This window comes from Streptomyces sp. NPDC048018 (assembly GCF_043202995.1).
In the GTDB taxonomy this organism is placed as follows: domain Bacteria; phylum Actinomycetota; class Actinomycetes; order Streptomycetales; family Streptomycetaceae; genus Streptomyces.
In genome coordinates this window covers 177,522-194,051 of sequence record NZ_JBIDBK010000005.1, presented here as the reverse complement: position 1 = coordinate 194,051, position 16,530 = coordinate 177,522, and the positions used below count along the sequence as shown (strand labels likewise).

At 74.2% G+C, this 16,530-nt stretch carries 10 protein-coding genes; 8 read left to right on the top strand and 2 right to left on the bottom strand.

The window, feature by feature from the left end:
* Positions 1 to 105: 105 nt before the first annotated feature.
* The 8 genes from ACGF1Z_RS20770 (at position 106) to ACGF1Z_RS20735 (ending at position 15,055) form a co-directional block, all read left to right on the top strand.
* Positions 106 to 312, top strand: coding sequence for an MbtH family protein (locus ACGF1Z_RS20770; protein WP_393006015.1), 207 nt, complete (start codon positions 106 to 108; stop codon positions 310 to 312).
* Positions 313 to 350: 38 nt separating this feature from the next.
* Positions 351 to 6,710, top strand: coding sequence for an amino acid adenylation domain-containing protein (locus ACGF1Z_RS20765; RefSeq protein WP_393006013.1), 6,360 nt, complete (start codon positions 351 to 353; stop codon positions 6,708 to 6,710).
* Complete coding sequence (locus ACGF1Z_RS20760) at positions 6,707 to 10,687, top strand: amino acid adenylation domain-containing protein (protein WP_393006011.1); 3,981 nt, start codon at positions 6,707 to 6,709, stop codon at positions 10,685 to 10,687. The genes ACGF1Z_RS20765 and ACGF1Z_RS20760 overlap by 4 nt, the downstream gene beginning before the upstream one ends.
* Before the next feature lie 40 nt (positions 10,688 to 10,727).
* Positions 10,728 to 11,132, top strand: a complete 405-nt coding sequence (locus ACGF1Z_RS20755) for a nuclear transport factor 2 family protein (RefSeq protein WP_393006009.1) — start codon at positions 10,728 to 10,730, stop codon at positions 11,130 to 11,132.
* Between the two features lie 47 nt (positions 11,133 to 11,179).
* Positions 11,180 to 12,244, top strand: a complete 1,065-nt coding sequence (locus tag ACGF1Z_RS20750) for a branched-chain amino acid aminotransferase (protein ID WP_393006007.1) — start codon at positions 11,180 to 11,182, stop codon at positions 12,242 to 12,244.
* Between the two features lie 115 nt (positions 12,245 to 12,359).
* Positions 12,360 to 13,337: an aldo/keto reductase gene (locus tag ACGF1Z_RS20745; RefSeq protein WP_393006005.1), complete on the top strand. Its 978-nt coding sequence runs from the start codon at positions 12,360 to 12,362 to the stop codon at positions 13,335 to 13,337.
* A gap of 16 nt (positions 13,338 to 13,353) precedes the next feature.
* A complete protein-coding gene (locus ACGF1Z_RS20740; RefSeq protein WP_393006003.1) occupies positions 13,354 to 13,956 on the top strand; it encodes a hypothetical protein in 603 nt (200 codons plus the stop codon).
* Positions 13,957 to 14,524: 568 nt separating this feature from the next.
* Positions 14,525 to 15,055 carry a DUF5994 family protein gene (locus tag ACGF1Z_RS20735; RefSeq protein ID WP_393006001.1) on the top strand — a complete coding sequence of 177 codons (531 nt, stop codon included), beginning with the start codon at positions 14,525 to 14,527 and terminating at the stop codon, positions 15,053 to 15,055.
* A gap of 47 nt (positions 15,056 to 15,102) precedes the next feature.
* Here the strand turns inward: ACGF1Z_RS20735 and ACGF1Z_RS20730 are convergent, their stop codons facing one another.
* Together ACGF1Z_RS20730 and ACGF1Z_RS20725 are read right to left on the bottom strand one after the other, a co-directional pair.
* Positions 15,103 to 15,747 (bottom strand): L-threonylcarbamoyladenylate synthase, encoded by a 645-nt coding sequence (locus ACGF1Z_RS20730; RefSeq protein WP_393005999.1) that lies wholly within the window; start codon positions 15,745 to 15,747, stop codon positions 15,103 to 15,105.
* Positions 15,744 to 16,376 carry a carbonic anhydrase gene (locus tag ACGF1Z_RS20725; protein ID WP_393005997.1) on the bottom strand — a complete coding sequence of 211 codons (633 nt, stop codon included), beginning with the start codon at positions 16,374 to 16,376 and terminating at the stop codon, positions 15,744 to 15,746. The genes ACGF1Z_RS20730 and ACGF1Z_RS20725 overlap by 4 nt, the downstream gene beginning before the upstream one ends.
* Positions 16,377 to 16,530: the final 154 nt, after the last annotated feature.

Below are 16,530 nucleotides of genomic sequence, written 5' to 3'. Positions count from 1 at the left end.
GCGCCCGCCGCGGCCGGCGCCACGCCCCGGCCCCGCGGGACCCCGGCCCGTGCCCGGGTCCCCGACCCGCACCCCCGACATCCCGAAACCCAGGAGGAGTCCGTCATGACCAACCCCTTCGACCGTGACGACATCGAGTTCCTCGTCGTGGTCAACCACGAGAACCAGCACTCGCTCTGGCCCGCCCGCAACGACGTCCCCGAGGGCTGGCGCCGGGTGCACGGGCCCGCCACCCGCGCCGACAGCCTCGACTGGATCGAGCGCCACTGGACCGACATCCGCCCGGCCGGCTCGCTGACCGGCGCGGCCTGAGCACCGCCACCGTCCCTGAAAGACCGATGGGAAGACCGATGACTCCGCTTTCCTACGCACAGGCACGGCTGTGGTTCCTCCAGCAGGTCGAGGGCCCCGGCCCGACCTACAACGTTCCCCTGACGGTCCGGCTGCGCGGCGCCCTCGACACCCGGGCACTGCGTGCGGCGGTCCACGACGTCGTGACCCGGCACGAGGTGCTGCGCACGGTTTTCCCCGAGGTCGACGGCGAGCCCCGCCAGCAGACGCTGGACGCCTCGGAGAGCACCGTGCCCTGGGCGATCACGTCCGTGACCGAGGACGAGCTGCCGCAGGCCGTCCGTGAGGCCGCCGCCCTGGGCTTCGACCTGGGCCGCGAACTGCCGCTGCGCGTCCACCTGTTCCGCGTCGCCGACGAGGACCACCTGCTCCTGCTCGCCATGCACCACATCGCCACCGACGGCTGGTCCCTGCGCCCCCTGCTGCGCGACGTGGCCGCCGCCTACGAGAGCCGGCTCGCCGACCGCGCGCCGATCTGGGAGCCGCTGCCGGTGCAGTACTCCGACTACACGCTCTGGCAGGAGGATCTGCTCGGCGCCGCCGACGACCCCGAGAGCACCGTCCGCCGCCAGCTCGACCACTGGCGGACCGCCCTCGACGGCCTCCCCGACGAGCTGCCCCTGGTCTTCGACCGCCCCCGGCCGGGCGCAGCCTCCTACCGCGGCGGGGTGCTGCGCGCCTCCCTCGGCGCGGAGCTGCACCGGCGGATCACGGCCTTCGGACGGGAGTCCCGGGCGACCGTCTTCATGGTCGTCCAGGCGGCCCTGTCCGGCCTGCTCACGCGGCTCGGCGCCGGCCCGGACATCCCGCTCGGCACGCCGGTGGCGGGCCGCACGGACGAGGCGCTGGACGACCTGGTCGGCTTCTTCGTGAACACCCTGGTGCTGCGGTCGGACGTGTCGGGCGACCCGACCTTCCGGGAGCTGGTGGCCCGGGTGCGGGCCACGGACCTGGAGGCGTACGCGCACGCCGACGTGCCCTTCGAGCGTCTGGTGGAGGAGCTGAACCCGCCGCGCTCGCTGGCCCGCCACCCGCTCTTCCAGATCATGCTGCTGCTCCAGAGCCACGAGCCGCCCGCGCTCCAGCTGCCCGGCATCACGTCGGCCGCCACCGAGGTGGTCGAGCTGGACGTCGCGAAGTTCGACCTGACGGTCGAACTCGCCGAGAGCTTCGGCCCGGACGGCGAGCCGGCCGGCGTCAGCGTGCTGCTCAAGTACGCCGCCGACCTCTTCGACCGGCCCACGGTGGAGCGCCTCATGGAGCGCCTCACCCGTGTCCTCACCCAGGCCCTCGCCGCCCCCGACCTTCCGGTGAGCGGCTGGGACGTGCTGTCGGCGGGGGAGCGGGACACGCTGCTGGCCGAGTGGGCCGGCGGCGAGGAGCGGTTCCCGGCCGAGTCGTGCGTGCACGAGGTCTTCGCCCGGCAGGCGGCGGCCACCCCGGACGCGGTGGCGCTCGTCTTCGAGGGGGCCCGGATCCCGTACGGGGAGCTGGAGGCGCGGTCGAACCGGCTGGCCCGCCATCTCGTCGCCTCGGGGGTCACGCGCGGCGACGTGGTGGGCGTGTACCTGCCGCGCTCGGTGGACCTGGTGGTGGCCGTCCTCGGTGTCCTGAAGGCCGGCGGCGCGTACACGGTGCTCGACCCGGAGTTCCCCGTGGAGCGCGTCTCCGCGGTGCTCGGGCAGACCGGCGGCCGGCTCGTGATCACCGACAGCGCCCTGTCGGGGCGGCTCGCCGGATGCGACGAGCTGGTCCTGGAACGGGAGGCGGACACGATCGCCGCCCTGGACGCCTCCGCGCCGGAGCGGATCGCCGACCCGGCGGACGCGGCCTGCGTCATGTTCACCTCCGGCTCCACGGGCACCCCGAAGGGCGTCGTCTCCCCGCACCGGGCGATCGTCGGCACCCTGACCGGGCAGCGCTACGTGGACTTCGACCCCGGCCAGGTGTGGCTGCAGTGCGCCCCGGTGTCCTGGGACGCCTTCGCCCTGGAGCTGTTCGGCGCGCTGCTGTCCGGTGCCACCTGCGTCCTGCAGCCGGGCCAGCGGCCCGAACCGGCCGTCATCTCCCGCCTGGTGGCGGAGCACGGCGTGACCACCGTGCACGTCTCGGCGAGCCTGCTGAACTTCCTCCTCGACGAGTACCCGGGGGTCTTCACCGGCCTGCGGCAGGTCATGACCGGTGGCGAGGCCGCCTCGGTCGCCCATGTGACGCGGCTGGTAAGGGAGTTCCCGCGGCTGCGGCTCGTGAACGGCTACTCGCCGGCCGAGTCGATGATCTTCACCGTCGCCCACCACATCACCGAGGCCGACGCCGCATCCGCCGCCGTCCCCGTGGGCCGGGCGCTCAACAACAAGCGCCTGTACGTGCTCGACGAGCAACTCGACCCGGTCGCCCCCGGGGTGATCGGCGAGCTGTACATGGCCGGAGTGGGCCTGGCCCACGGGTACGCCGGCCAGCCCGGCCTGACCGCGGGCAGATTCGTCGCCTGCCCGTTCGGGCCGGCCGGCGAGCGCATGTACCGCACCGGCGACCTGGTGCGCTGGCGCGCCGACGGCATCCTGGAGTTCCACGGCCGCGCCGACGACCAGGTAAAGATCCGCGGCTTCCGCGTGGAGCCCGGCGAGATCCAGAACGTCCTCGCCACCCACCCGGCCGTCGCCCAGGCCGCCGTCGTGGTCCGCGAGGACACCCCCGGCGACAAGCGCCTCGTCGCCTACGTCGTCCCCGCCGACCCCCAGGCGCCGCCGGAGGCGGCCGCGCTGCGCGCCCACGTCGCGGACCGGCTGCCGGAGTACCTGGTGCCGGCCGCCCACGTCGTCCTCGACGCCTTCCCGCTCACCCCGACCGGCAAGCTCGACCGGCGCGCCCTGCCCGCCCCGGCCTACGTGTCCCGGGCCGGCGGGCGGGCCCCGCGCGACGAGCGCGAGGAGGCGCTGTGCGCGCTCTTCGCCGAACTCCTCGGCCGCGACAGCGTCACGATCGACGACAACTTCTTCGATCTGGGCGGCCATTCGCTCCTCGCCGCCAAGCTCATCACCCGCCTCCGGTCCACGCTCGGCGTCGAACTCGCCGTACCGGATCTCTTCGAGGCACCCACCGTTTCCGACTTCTCGGCGCGCACCGTCGATGCCCGCCAGGCGAGAAAGGGCTCCAGCGTCATGGACCGACCCGAGGACATCCCTCTCTCCTACGCCCAGCGCAGGCTGTGGTTCCTCAACAAGATGGAAGGGCCGAACAGCACGTACAACGTCGCCTTCGCGATCCGGCTGCGCGGCCCGCTGGACGTCGAGGCGCTGCGCACCTCGATCGTCGACGTCGTGGCCCGGCACGAGGCCCTGCGCACCGTCTTCGTCGAGCTGGAGGGCGAGCCGCACCAGCGGGTCCTGCCGTCGGCCGACGCGCGGGTGAGCGTCGAGGTGACCCGGGTCGAGGCCGACGGGCTCGTCGTCGCGCTCGACACGGCCTCCCGCTACACCTTCGACCTCGGCACGACCCTGCCGGTGCGCGCCGACATCTTCGTCGTCAGCCCCACCGAGCACGTCCTGCTGCTCGTCATGCACCACATCGCCAGCGACGGCTGGTCCATGGGCCCGGTCCTGCGCGACCTGACCTACGCCTACGCCGCCCGCAGCGCCGGCGACACCCCGGTCTGGGAGCCGTTGCCCGTGCAGTACGTCGACTACACCCTCTGGCAGCAGGACCTGCTCGGCGACCCCGACGACCCGGACAGCCTGATCGCCCGGCAGCTCGACTACTGGCGCGAGGCCCTCGACGGTCTCCCCGAGGAGACCCCCCTCCCCGTCGACCGGCCCCGGCCCTCCGACCCCTCGCACCGGGGGGAGATAGCGGAGGTGATGCTCGGCAGAGAGCTGCACCGGCGCGTCCTCTCCTTCGCCAGGGAGTCCCAGGCGACCGTCTTCATGGTGATCCAGGCCGCCGTGTCGGGCCTGCTCACGCGGCTCGGCGCCGGCACGGACGTGCCGATGGGCACGCCGGTGGCGGGCCGCACGGACGAGGCGCTGGACGATCTGGTCGGCTTCTTCGTGAACACCCTGGTGCTGCGGTCGGACGTGTCGGGGGACCCGACCTTCCGGGAGCTGGTGGCCCGGGTGCGGGCCACGGACCTGGAGGCGTACGCGCACGCCGACGTGCCCTTCGAGCGTCTGGTGGAGGAGCTGAACCCGCCGCGCTCGCTGGCCCGCCACCCGCTCTTCCAGATCATGCTCGTCGTGCAGAACAACGCCGAGGCCAAGCTGTCCCTGCCCGGCGTCGAGGTGGAGGTCGACCCGGTCCTCACCGGGAGCGCGAAGTTCGACCTCACCTTCGGCTTCACCGAGACCTTCGACGAGAACCGGGAGCCGGCCGGCATCCTCACCGTCGTCGAGTACGCCACCGACCTGTTCGACGCCGCGTCCATCGAGGCCCTGGTGGCCCGGCTGGAACGCCTCATGGAGGCCCAGCTCGACGACCCGGACCTGCCGGTGGGCCGCTGGGACGTCCTCTCGGGCGACGAGCGCACCGCGCTCCTCGACGACTGGGCGGGCGACGACGCCGAGTTCCCGGCCGAGTCCTGCGTGCACGAGATGTTCTCCCGGCGGGCCGCGGCCACGCCCGACGCCGTCGCCCTGGTCTTCGAGGACCGGCGGGTGACGTACGGCGAGCTGGAGGAGCGCTCCAACCGCATGGCCCGGCACCTGACGGCGTCCGGTGTGCGGCGCGGCGACGTGGCCGGCGTGTACCTGCCGCGCTCGGTGGACCTGGTGGTGGCCGTCCTCGGTCTGCTCAAGGCCGGCGGTACGTACACGATGCTGGACCCGGAGTTCCCCGTGGAGCGCATCTCCGTGGTCCTCGGGCAGACCGGCAGCCGGGTCGTCATCACCGAGAGCGCCCTGTCCGGCCGCCTCGACGGCTACTCCGAGGTCGTGATCGACCGGGACGCCGCCGCCATCGCCGCCCTGGACGCCGGACCGGTCGAGCGGATCGCCACCCCGGCGGACGCGGCCTGCGTCATGTTCACCTCCGGCTCCACGGGCACCCCGAAGGGCGTCGTCTCCCCGCACCGCGCGGTCGTCGGCACCCTCACCAACCAGCGCAGCCTGCCCTTCGGCGCGGACGACGTCTGGCTGCAGTGCGCCCCGGTGTCCTGGGACGCCTTCGCCCTGGAACTGTTCGGCGCGCTGCTCACCGGCGCGACCTGCGTCCTGCAGCCCGGCCAGCGGCCCGAGCCGGCGCTCATCTCCCGGCTGATCCACGAGCACTCCGTCACCTCCCTGCACGTCTCGGCGAGCCTGCTGAACTTCCTCCTCGACGAGTACCCGGGCGTCTTCGCCGGCCTGCGTCACGTGATGACCGGCGGCGAGGCCGCGTCCATCCCCCATGTGATGCGCCTGGTACGGGAGTTCCCGCAGCTGCGGCTGGTCAACGGCTACTCGCCGGCCGAGTCGATGATCTTCACCGTCGCCCACCACATCACCGAGGCCGACGCCGGATCCGCCTCCATCCCGGTCGGCCGGGCCCTCTCCAACAAGCGCCTCTACGTCCTCGACGAGCAGCTCAACCTCGCCGCCCCCGGCGTGATCGGCGAGCTGTACATGGCCGGGGTCGGCCTCGCGCACGGGTACGCCGGCCAGCCGGCGCTCACCGCGGGCAGATTCGTCGCCTGCCCGTTCGGGCCGGCCGGCGAGCGCATGTACCGCACCGGCGACCTGGTGCGCTGGCGCGCCGACGGCATCCTGGAGTTCCACGGCCGCGCCGACGACCAGGTCAAGATCCGCGGCTTCCGCGTGGAGCCCGGCGAGATCCAGAACGTCCTCGCCACCCACCCCACCGTCGGCCAGGCCGCCGTGGTCGTCCGCGAGGACACCCCCGGCGACAAGCGCCTCGTCGCCTACGTCGTCCCCGCCGACCCGGCCGGCACGCCCGACTCCGGCGTCCTGCGCGCCCACCTCGCCGACCGGCTGCCGGAGTACATGGTCCCCGCCGGCTACGTGGCCCTCGACGCCTTCCCGCTCACCCCGACCGGCAAGCTCGACCGGCGCGCCCTGCCCGCCCCGGTCTACGAGTCCCGGGAGGGCGGCCGGGCCCCGCGCAGCGAGCGCGAGGAGAAGCTGTGCGGACTGTTCGCCGAGATCCTCGGCCGCGACACCGTCACCATCGACGACAACTTCTTCGACCTCGGCGGTCACTCGCTGCTCGTCACCCGCCTGATCAGCCGGGTCCGGTCCGTCATCGGCGCCGAGCTCACCATCAAGGCCGTCTTCGAGTCACCGACCGTCGCGGGCCTCGCCGACCAGCTGACCACCGCCCCCAAGGCCCGCCCCATGCTCCGGGCCCGCAGGAGGGAAGGCTCCTCGTGATACCCCTGTCCTTCGCCCAGCGCCGACTGTGGTTCTTCGAACAGGCCCACGGCTCGACCGCCGCGTACAACCTGCCGTTCGCGCTCCGGCTGCGCGGCACCCTCGACCAGGAGGCCCTGCGCGCCGCGCTCGCCGACGTGGTCGGCCGGCACGAGGTGCTGCGCACGCTCTGCCTGAGCGTGGCCGACGAGCCGTACCAGCGCATCCTCGGCACCGGGGAGCGCGACGTGCCCTGGCACGTCTCGGCCTGCGCCGCGGACGACCTGGCCGGCGCGCTCGCCGCCGCCGGCCGGGTCGGCTTCGACCTGACCGCCGAACTCCCCATCCGTGCGCACCTGTTCGTGACCGCACCCGAGGACCACACGCTGCTCCTCGTGATGCACCACATCGCCACCGACGGCTGGTCGCTCGGCCCGCTGGTGCGCGACCTGGCCGCCGCCTACGAGGCCCGGCTGGCGGGCCGGGCACCCGGCTGGGAGCCGTTGCCCGTGCAGTACTCCGACTACACGCTCTGGCAGCACGACCTGCTCGGCGACCCCGACGACCCGGACAGCCTGATCGCCCGGCAGCTCCGGCACTGGACGAAGACCCTGGCCGGGCTGCCCGAGGAGTCGACGCTGCCCGCCGACCGGGGCCGCCCCGCGGAGCCCTCGCACCGCGGCGGCGCCACCGCCCTGACGACCGGCCCCGAGCTGCACCGGCGGCTGCTCGCCCTGGCCCGCACGGAGCAGGCCACCGTGTTCATGGTGGTGCACGCCGCGCTCGCCGCGCTGATGCACCGGGTCGGCGCGGGGACGGACGTCGCGATCGGCACCGCCATCGCCGGCCGGACCGACGACGCGCTCGACGACCTCGTCGGCTTCTTCGTGAACACCCTCGCCCTGCGCACGGACCTCTCCGGCGACCCGACCTTCCGCGAACTGCTCGCCCGGGTCAGGGAGGTGGACCTGGACGCCTTCGCCCACGCGGACGTGCCCTTCGACCGCGTGGTGGAGGAGCTGGCGCCGCCGCGCTCGCTGACCCGGCACCCGCTGTTCCAGATCATGCTGCTCGTGCAGCAGGAGAAGTCCGGCGAGGCACTGCGACTGCCGGGCCTGACCGCGGACGCGATGGGCGCCGGCACGGGGACGGCCAAGTCCTTCGACCTGACCATCGCCATCGGCGACACCTACGACGCCGCCGGCGAACCGGCCGGCCTCAGCCTCAACGTGGACTTCGCGGCCGACCTCTTCGACATCGCGACCGTCGACATGCTCGTCGGGCGGCTCGTACGCCTCCTGGACGCGGCCCTCGGCAGCCCCGACGTCCCCGTCGGCGGGCTCGACATCCTCTCCGGGGAGGAGCTGGCCGCCCTGCCCGGGCGGTCGGCCGGCCCCGCCCTCGCCGTGCCGCCCGGCACCCGCGTCCCCGACGTGATCGCCGGCCACGCCCGCCGCGCCCCGGACGCCACCGCCCTGACCTACGGCACCGAGCGCCTCACGTACGGGGAGCTCGACGGGCGCGCCAACCAGCTCGCGCACCACCTGGTGGACGTGGGCGTGCGCCCGGGCGACCTGGTCGGGGTGTGCCTCGGCCGAGGCACCGGCATGATCGCCGCGCTGCTCGGCATCCACCGCGCGGGCGCCGCGTACGTCCCGCTCGACGCGAGCTACCCCGCCGAGCGCCTCGCCTTCCTCATAGAGGACTCCCGGGCCGCCGCCATCGTCACCGGCGGCGCCGAGCGGGCCCTCCTCCCGGACACCGGAGCCGTCCTCGTCGACCTCGACGCCGAGGCCACGGCCCTGGCCGCCCGGCCCGCCACCGCCCCCGGGGCGGCGGTCACGGACGGCGACGCCGCGTACGTCATCTACACCTCCGGCTCCACCGGCCGCCCCAAGGGCGTCGTCGTCGAGCACCGCAACCTCGCCGACCTGTGCGTGTGGCTGACCCAGGAGTACGGGATCACCCCCGCCGACCGGGTCAGCCAGGTCGCCACCCAGGGCTTCGACGCCTCCGTGATCGAGATCTGGCCCGCCCTGTTCGCCGGCGCCGCCCTGTGCGTCGCCGAACAGGAGGTCCTGGACGACGCCGAGGCGCTCGTCGACTGGGTCGCCGACGCGGGAGTCACCTTCTGTCTGCTGCCCACCCCGCGCGTCGACCTCGTCCTCGACGACCTCACCGACCGGGCCCCCGCGCTGCGCATCGTCTACTGCGGCGGCGACGTGCTGCGCAACCGGCCCCGCCCGGACGCGTCCTTCGTGTTCACCAACATGTACGGACCCACCGAGTGCACCGTCGCCGCCACGGCCGGCGTCGTGGCCCCGCAGGGCGGCCCCGGCTCCGACGGACTGCCCGACATCGGCGGCCCGACCGCCAACACCCGCTGCCACGTCCTCGACGACTGGCTGCGGCCCGTCCCCGACGGGGTGCGGGGCGAGCTCTACCTCGCGGGCGACGGCGTGGCCCGCGGCTACCTGCGCCGCCCGGACCTGACCGCCGGCCGCTTCGTCGCCGACCCCTACGGGCCGCCCGGCACCCGCATGTACCGCACCGGCGACGCCGTGCGCCGGCTGCCCGACGGGCGTCTCGTCTTCGCCGGCCGCACCGACCAGCAGGTCAAGCTGCGCGGCCTGCGCATCGAGACCGGCGAGATCGAGTCCGTCCTCGCCCGCCACCCCGACGTCGGCGCTGCGGTCGTCCGGGTGGGCACGGCGCCGGGCGGCGCGGAGGCCCTGATCGCCCACGCCATCCCCGCCGGGGACACCCGCCCGGAACCGGCGGCGCTCCGCGCGTTCGCCGCCGGCTCGCTCCCCGACTACATGGTCCCGGCCCACGTGGTCGTCCTGGACGCCTTCCCGCTCACCCCCAACGGCAAGATCGACCTACGGCGGCTGCCGGCCCCCGAGGCCGGTCCCCACGATCCGGACGCCCGACCCTTCCGCCCGCCGCGCACCGAGCGGGAGCGGATCCTGTGCGGGATCTTCGCGGACGTGCTGCGCGTCGAGCAGGTCGGTGTCGACGACGGCTTCTTCGACCTCGGCGGCCACTCGCTCCTCGCCACCCGCCTGATCAGCCGGATCAGGGCCGCCTTCGGTGTGCGCTTCGGCCTCAGGACCCTCTTCGAGGCGCCGACCGTGGCCGGCCTCGCCGCCCGCCTCGACGCCCCGGAGGCCGCCGAGACCCCCGGCGTCCTGCTGCCGCTGCGGTCCACCGGAAGCCTGCCGCCGCTGTTCTGCGTCCACCCGTCCGCGGGCGTCGGCTCCGTCTACTCCGGACTGCTCACCGCGCTCGGCCCCGACCAGCCCGTCTACGGCCTCCAGGCCCGGGCGCTGACCGAACCGGACGCGGCACCCGACTCCGTACGCGCCATGGCCGCCGACTACCTCGCCGAGATCCGCGCCGTACAGCCCGAGGGGCCGTACCACCTGCTCGGCTGGTCCTTCGGCGCGGGCGTCGCCCACGAGATGGCGGTCCAACTCCAGGCCTGGGGACAGGAGGTGGCGCTGCTCGCCATGCTCGACGGCTATCCGCCGGACCCCACCTGGGACCGCGGCTGGCGGGCCGAGGACCCCGAGACCCTGGCCGCGCTGCTGCTCAACCTCGGCCACGACACGGCACCGTGGGGCGCCCGCGGACCCTCGTACGCCGAGTACGAGGCGACCGTACGGGACGCCGACGGACCCCTCGGCGGACTGCCGGCGGACATCGCCGCGGCCCTCCCCGGCGCCTTCGCCGCCAACCTCAGCCTGCTGCCCGGCTTCACCCCCGGCGTCTTCGACGGCGACGTCCTCTACTTCCACGCCACCGCCGACAAACACGCGCAGTCCCCCCGGCCCGAGGCCTGGCAGCCGTACCTCACCGGGCTGCTCGACCTGCACGCCGTCGACTGCGACCACGGCGGGATCGTCCGCCCCGGCCCGCTGTCCGTCATCGCCCCGCGGCTGCGCGCCCACGTGGCCGGGCGAACCCCGGCCACGACCGCGCTGCCCGCCGCCTGAACGCCCTGCCCCGCCCGCTCCCACAAGGAAGGCACGCCCCATGACCACCGCCGCCACCCCGCACACCGGCGCCGGCCGGCCGGACGCCGGCAGCCACGGCGTCCGACAGGTGATCCGCTTCTACGAACGCGTCGACAGCGGCGACGCCCTCGCCATGTCCGAACTCTTCGCGCCCGGCGCCGTCTACACCCGGCCCGGCTACGAACCCTTCATCGGCCCCGCCGGACTCCTGCGCTTCTACACCGAGCTGCGCACCATCCGCGAAGGCGGCCACGTCCTCGACCGGATCGTCGAACAGGGCGACGACATCGCCGTGTTCGGCGAGTTCCACGGCGTCCTGCACAGCGGCGCCCCGGTGGACCTGCGCTTCGCCGACTACTTCGGCCTCGGCTCCGACGGGCGCTTCGTCCGCCGCGACACCTACTTCTTCGCCCCGCTCGTCTGACCGCCCGCCACCCGACCACCACCCCAACCCACCGAGGAGCACCCACCATGACCTCCGTCGTCGAACCCCCGCTCAGCAAGGTCGTCCAGAACCCCGGCCACGGCGAGTCCTTCACCGCCCACATGATCAGCATGGAGTGGTCCGAGGAGGGCGGCTGGACGAGCCCCGAGCTCATGCCGCTGTCCGACCTCGTCATCCACCCCGGCATGATCGGCCTGCACTACGGCCAGGTCACCTTCGAGGGGCTCAAGGCCCACCGCCGCACCGACGGCCGGATGGGCGTCTTCCGCCCGCGTGACCACGCCCGCCGCTTCCAGCGCTCCGCCCGCCGGCTCGCCATGCCCGAACTCCCCGAGGACACCTTCGTCGAGGCCGTCGAGCGCCTCATCGCCGTCGACGAGGTGCACCTCTCCGACGACCCCACGCACAGCATCTACCTGCGCCCGTTCATGTTCGCCACGGACACCACGCTCATGCTGCGCCCGTCCCGCACCTACCGCTTCCTGCTCATGGCCTTCGTCGCCGGCGGCTTCTTCGGCGAGAACGTCGAGTCCGTCTCGGTGTTCATCAGCCACGACTACGTCCGCGCCTTCCCCGGCGGCACCGGAGACGTCAAGATCGCCGGCAACTACGCGCCGTCCTTCCTCGCCCAGCAGCAGGCCGAGGCGGCCGGCTGCCAGCAGGCCGTGTGGCTGGACGCCATCGAGCGCCGCTACGTCGAGGAGATGGGGGGCATGAACATGTTCCTCGTGCGCGGCAGCGGCGCCGACGCGCAGATCGTCACGCCGGAACTCACCGGAACCCTGCTGCCCGGCGTCACCCGCAACACCCTGCTCACCCTCGCCGAGCGCCTGGGCCACAGCGCCTCCACGGAGCGCCTCACGGTCGACCGGTGGCGCGAGGAGTGCCTGAACGGCACCATCACCGAGGTCTTCGCGTGCGGCACCGCCGCCGTGGTCACCCCCGTCGGCCACGTGCGCGACCCCAAGGGCGGCGACTGGACCATCGGCGACGGCCGTCCCGGCCCGGTCACCCTGAAGATCCGCCAGGCCCTGGTCGACCTGCACCACGGTGAACTGGCCGACCCCGACGGCTGGCTGCACCTCGTCTGACGGGCGGGCGGTCCGCCCCCGCCCGGGGGACGGACCGCCCCCGCCCGCACCGCGCCCCGAAAATGCCGCCGCTTCCTGCCGGTCGGCTCCCTCCACCCGCCCCTACGGTCGCCGCATGACGCGACGACGCCTTCAGGGAACCGCACTCGACGTCCATCCGCTCTGCCTCGGCGGCAGCGTCTTCGGCTGGACCGCCGACACGAGCACCTCCCACCGGGTCCTGGACGCCTACGCCGACGCCGGGGGCAACTTCCTGGACACGGCCGACTCGTACAGCCAGTGGGCACCCGGCAACGCCGGCGGCGAGTCCGAGCGCGTCATCGGCACCTGGCTGGCCTCCCGCGGCAACCGGGACCGCATGCTCGTCGCCACCAAGGTGGGCCGCTCGGAACGGAACCCCGGGCTCGGCGCGGCGACCGTCCGCCGCGCCGCCGAGGAGTCCCTGCGCCGGCTGCGCACCGACCACATCGACCTCTACTACGCCCACATCGACGACCCGTCGGTCCCGTTCGAGGAGACCCTCGGCGCCCTCGACGCCCTCCGCCACGAAGGCCTCGTCCGCCACATCGCCGTCTCCAACATCACCGCCCCCCGCCTCACCGCGGCCCTCACGGCCGCGGACCGCGCGGACCTGCCCCGCTACAGCGCCCTGCAGACCCCGTACAACCTGGTCAGACGCACCGAGTTCGAGCGGGAGCTGCTCCCCGCGTGCCTCGCCGCCGGCCTTCCCACCATCCCCTACTTCGCCCTGGAACAGGGCTTCCTGACGGGCAAGTACCGCCCCGGACGCACGGTGACGGGCGTCCGCGCGGCGGCCGCGTCCGCACCGGGACGCACGGCCGCGGGCCGGGCCGTGCTCTTCGCGCTCGACGAGCTCGCCGCGGCCCGCGGCACCACGCCCGCGGCCGTCGCGCTGGCCTGGCTCGCGGGCCGGCCCACCGTCGTCTCCGCCCTCGCCAGCGCCCGCACCCCCGAGCAGCTGCAGGAGCTCCTGACCGGCGCGGACCTCACCCTGGAGGCCGCCGAGACCGACCTCCTGGACGTCGCCTCCCGCACCCCCGAACCGTTCCCCGTAGGGGCCTTCCGGCCGTAAGGAATGAGGAGAACCCATGATCCCCGTACCGCCGGCGGTGGTGATCGACCGCGCACTGCTGGGCCCCTTCCTCGCGGCCGCCCGCCAGGAGTACCGCGACTGCACCCCCGAGGCCCCACCGGGCTGTTTCGCCGTCCTCGTCGGCACCCTCGACGGCGACGCGGCGGTGGTGCTGCGCATCGAGCACGCCGAGAACGTCCGGGCCGTCGACGACACGGCCGAGGCGGAGTTCGCCGCGTCGATCGTCCCGTGCTTCGGCGCCGCCTACGCCAACCGCCGCCGCGGCTTCTGGTGTTCCTCCCGCGACCTGCTCCGCATCCACCGGAGCGCCGACCGGGACGGCCTGGAGGTCCTCGGCTCGATCCACCTGCACCCCGACTGGCACCACATAGGCCCACCGGCCGAGCGCGGCCTCCGCATCAGCCAGCGGCCGACCCCGATGGACCGCTACATGTTCGCCCACACGGGATACCCGGTGAACATGATCAGCTACCTGGAGACCCCGGACCCGGCCGCCCCGCCCGGTACCGCCCCCACGGACCTCCTCGCGGCCTGGGCTCCGCCGGACCACCCGGACGCGACGGAGTGCCCGGAACTGACGATCAAGTACGAGAACTGACGATCGGACGGCGGCCCCGCCCGTCCCGGCGCGTGTCGTGACAGACCGGGGGCGTGCTGGTCATGAGACCGGGACCTGTCCCCGGGACGCCCGTGAGCGCCCCGGCCTGGTGATCGCCGGGAGCGACGTCCGCGTGCGGCGGGTGTACGAGGTGCTCCCGGTGCCTCCAACGTACTCCGCGCCCGGCCCGGACGCGGGTGTCGGGCCGGGCCGGTTCCTCCGGTCGGCCATGCCCCCGGGCGGGCGGCGACCCGGGCCGGTGCCACGCGACGAGGCCGAGGGCGGGGCGGGGACGTCGGGGGTCCCGCGGGCGCGTCCGGGCGCGGGGTCTCCGGTGGTCCCGCGGGCTCGCCGGAGGGCGGGGGACAGGTCGCGTGCCAGGGGCCCGTACGCCCCGGTGGGCCCGTCCGGCGAGGCCGGTGCCGGACGGCTCGCCACCGGGACGTGGCGCATACGCGCGGTCCTTCCGGAGTACGGTGAAAGCACGGCGCCGCCGTACCGCCCGCCGGCCCGGCACCCGCCGCCGGTGAGGGACGGCGGCACAAGCGACGTGGACAGGCGGACGATCATGACCGAAGCAGGCGTTTCCCCCGGTGGTCCCACACCTCCACGCCTCCTGCCGGACGAGGTCCACCGGTCCGTCGGCCCCGGTACGGCGCTGCTCCGACTGGAGACGACGGGGGCCCGGCAGAGCCTCCTCGACGGCGCCTGGTGGCCGCGCTCGCGTGACGTCGAGCAGGAGATCCCTCCGCTGGTCACCGCCCTGACCGAGCACCTCGGCCCCATCACCCGGGTCGGCCTGGACGCCTCCGCGTGGAACGACATCCCCGGCCGCCTGGTCGTCGAGGGCCGGGTCGTCCACCTCGACTCCTTCCCCATCGGCGACGACACCGTCCTGGTCACCCGCGGCGACAACGACCACTTCTCCCTCATGGTCGTCCCGCCGAACACGACGCCGGAAGCCGCCCGCACGGCCATGGCCCGAGCCGTCCGCGCCGACAACGTCACCCAGGCCGCCGAGATCCTCCTCGCCGAACTCCCCCGCCCCGGGGCCCCGTCGGACGGCGCCTTCCAGGACGAGACGGCCCCGGGGCGCTGACCTGGGGCCGTGACGAGGGACCGTCCGCCGGAGCGTGCGGGGAGGCTTTACGGCACGACCAGATCGGGGAGCACGGTGCGGAGCTGCGCCGCGGTGACCGTCCCTTCCCGGACGAGGGCCGGGACCGAACCGCTCAGGTCGACGATCGACGACGACACCGCTCCCGCCGTCCGTCCGCCGTCGAGGTAGACGGAGACGGCGTCGCCGAGCATGTCCCGGGCCGACGCGCAGTCCTGCGGGGAGGGACGGTCGGTGAGGTTGGCGCTGGAGACCGCCAGGGGACCGGTCGCGGCGATCAGGCTCAGCGCGAGCGGGTGGTCGGGCATGCGAACGGCCACGGTGCCTTTCGTCTCGCCCAGATCCCAGCCCAGGGACGACCGGTGGCGCACGACCAGGGTCAGCCCGCCCGGCCAGAACGCCTCGATCGACTCACGTGCCCCAGGGGGGAGTTCGTCCACCAACTCCCCCAGGGCGTCGGCCGAGTCGACGAGCACCGGAGAGGGCTTGTGCCGCCCTCGCCCCTTGGCGGCGAGCAGGGCCGCGACGGCCCGCGGGTCGAAGGCGTCCGCGCCCACGCCGTACACGGTGTCCGTGGGAAGGACGACGAGCCGGCCCCCGCGCACCGCCGCGACGGCTTCCCGGAGGCCGGTGTCGCGGGCCGTCGGCTCGGCGCAGTCGAAGTACCGCGTCATGAGCCGGCTTCGCCCTCCCCGGTGATGGCGCCGCGTGACGTGACGAGCCGGGCGGTGCCCTCGGCGAGCTGGTAGCCCAGGCCCACGACGGCCACCTCCCCGGCCGCGACCTGCTCCGAGAGCAGGCGGGAGCGCTCGAGCAGCAGGTCGACGGTGTGGCGGATGTGCTCGTCCACGTCGCTCTCGGCGGTCAGTCCCGCCGCGCGGGCCGCCAGGATGCTCGGGGTGACCCGCTCGACGACGTCCCGGACGAAGCCGCCGACGGCCAGCCCGTCCTCCACCGCCGCGCGGGCGGCCGCGACGGCGCCGCAGGAGTCGTGGCCGAGGACGACGACGAGGCGGGCGCCGAGCACGCTGGTCGCGTACTCCACGCTCCCCAGCACCTCCGAGCCCAGGACGTGCCCGGCGGTACGGACGACGAAGAGGTCCCCGAGCCCCTGGTCGAAGATGATCTCGGCGGCCAGGCGTGAGTCGGAGCATCCCAGGACGACGGCGAAGGGATCCTGCCCGGGAGTGAGCTCCGCACGACGGGCGGCATCCTGATTGGGGTGCTCAGGCTCCCCGGCGACGAAACGCTTGTTGCCCGACAGGAGAGCGTCGAAGGCCACGTGAGGTGAAGTTCTCGGCATGACACCAGCATAAAATCCGGCCCCCGCCCCCACCGAGGCGGCCCCGTAGCCAGCGTCCCTCCCGTTCCACGGCGGCGCGCTTCCCCCCTCACGCGGTCCGCGGCGGTCCGCTGCCCAGGCGGCCTGCCCCGGGTGGCCGGGCGGTCACGGCCCT

What these genes read in the sequence shown, in the direction of transcription:
- ACGF1Z_RS20770 (WP_393006015.1), top strand. Translation starts at nt 106, where the DNA reads ATGACCAACCCCTTCGACCGTGACGACATCGAGTTCCTCGTCGTGGTC.
- ACGF1Z_RS20750 (WP_393006007.1), top strand. Translation starts at nt 11,180, where the DNA reads ATGACCTCCGTCGTCGAACCCCCGCTCAGCAAGGTCGTCCAGAACCCC.
- ACGF1Z_RS20745 (WP_393006005.1), top strand. Translation starts at nt 12,360, where the DNA reads ATGACGCGACGACGCCTTCAGGGAACCGCACTCGACGTCCATCCGCTC.
- ACGF1Z_RS20730 (WP_393005999.1), bottom strand. Translation starts at nt 15,747, where the DNA reads ATGACGCGGTACTTCGACTGCGCCGAGCCGACGGCCCGCGACACCGGC.
- ACGF1Z_RS20735 (WP_393006001.1), top strand. Translation starts at nt 14,525, where the DNA reads ATGACCGAAGCAGGCGTTTCCCCCGGTGGTCCCACACCTCCACGCCTC.
- ACGF1Z_RS20740 (WP_393006003.1), top strand. Translation starts at nt 13,354, where the DNA reads ATGATCCCCGTACCGCCGGCGGTGGTGATCGACCGCGCACTGCTGGGC.
- ACGF1Z_RS20725 (WP_393005997.1), bottom strand. Translation starts at nt 16,376, where the DNA reads ATGCCGAGAACTTCACCTCACGTGGCCTTCGACGCTCTCCTGTCGGGC.
- ACGF1Z_RS20755 (WP_393006009.1), top strand. Translation starts at nt 10,728, where the DNA reads ATGACCACCGCCGCCACCCCGCACACCGGCGCCGGCCGGCCGGACGCC.
- ACGF1Z_RS20765 (WP_393006013.1), top strand. Translation starts at nt 351, where the DNA reads ATGACTCCGCTTTCCTACGCACAGGCACGGCTGTGGTTCCTCCAGCAG.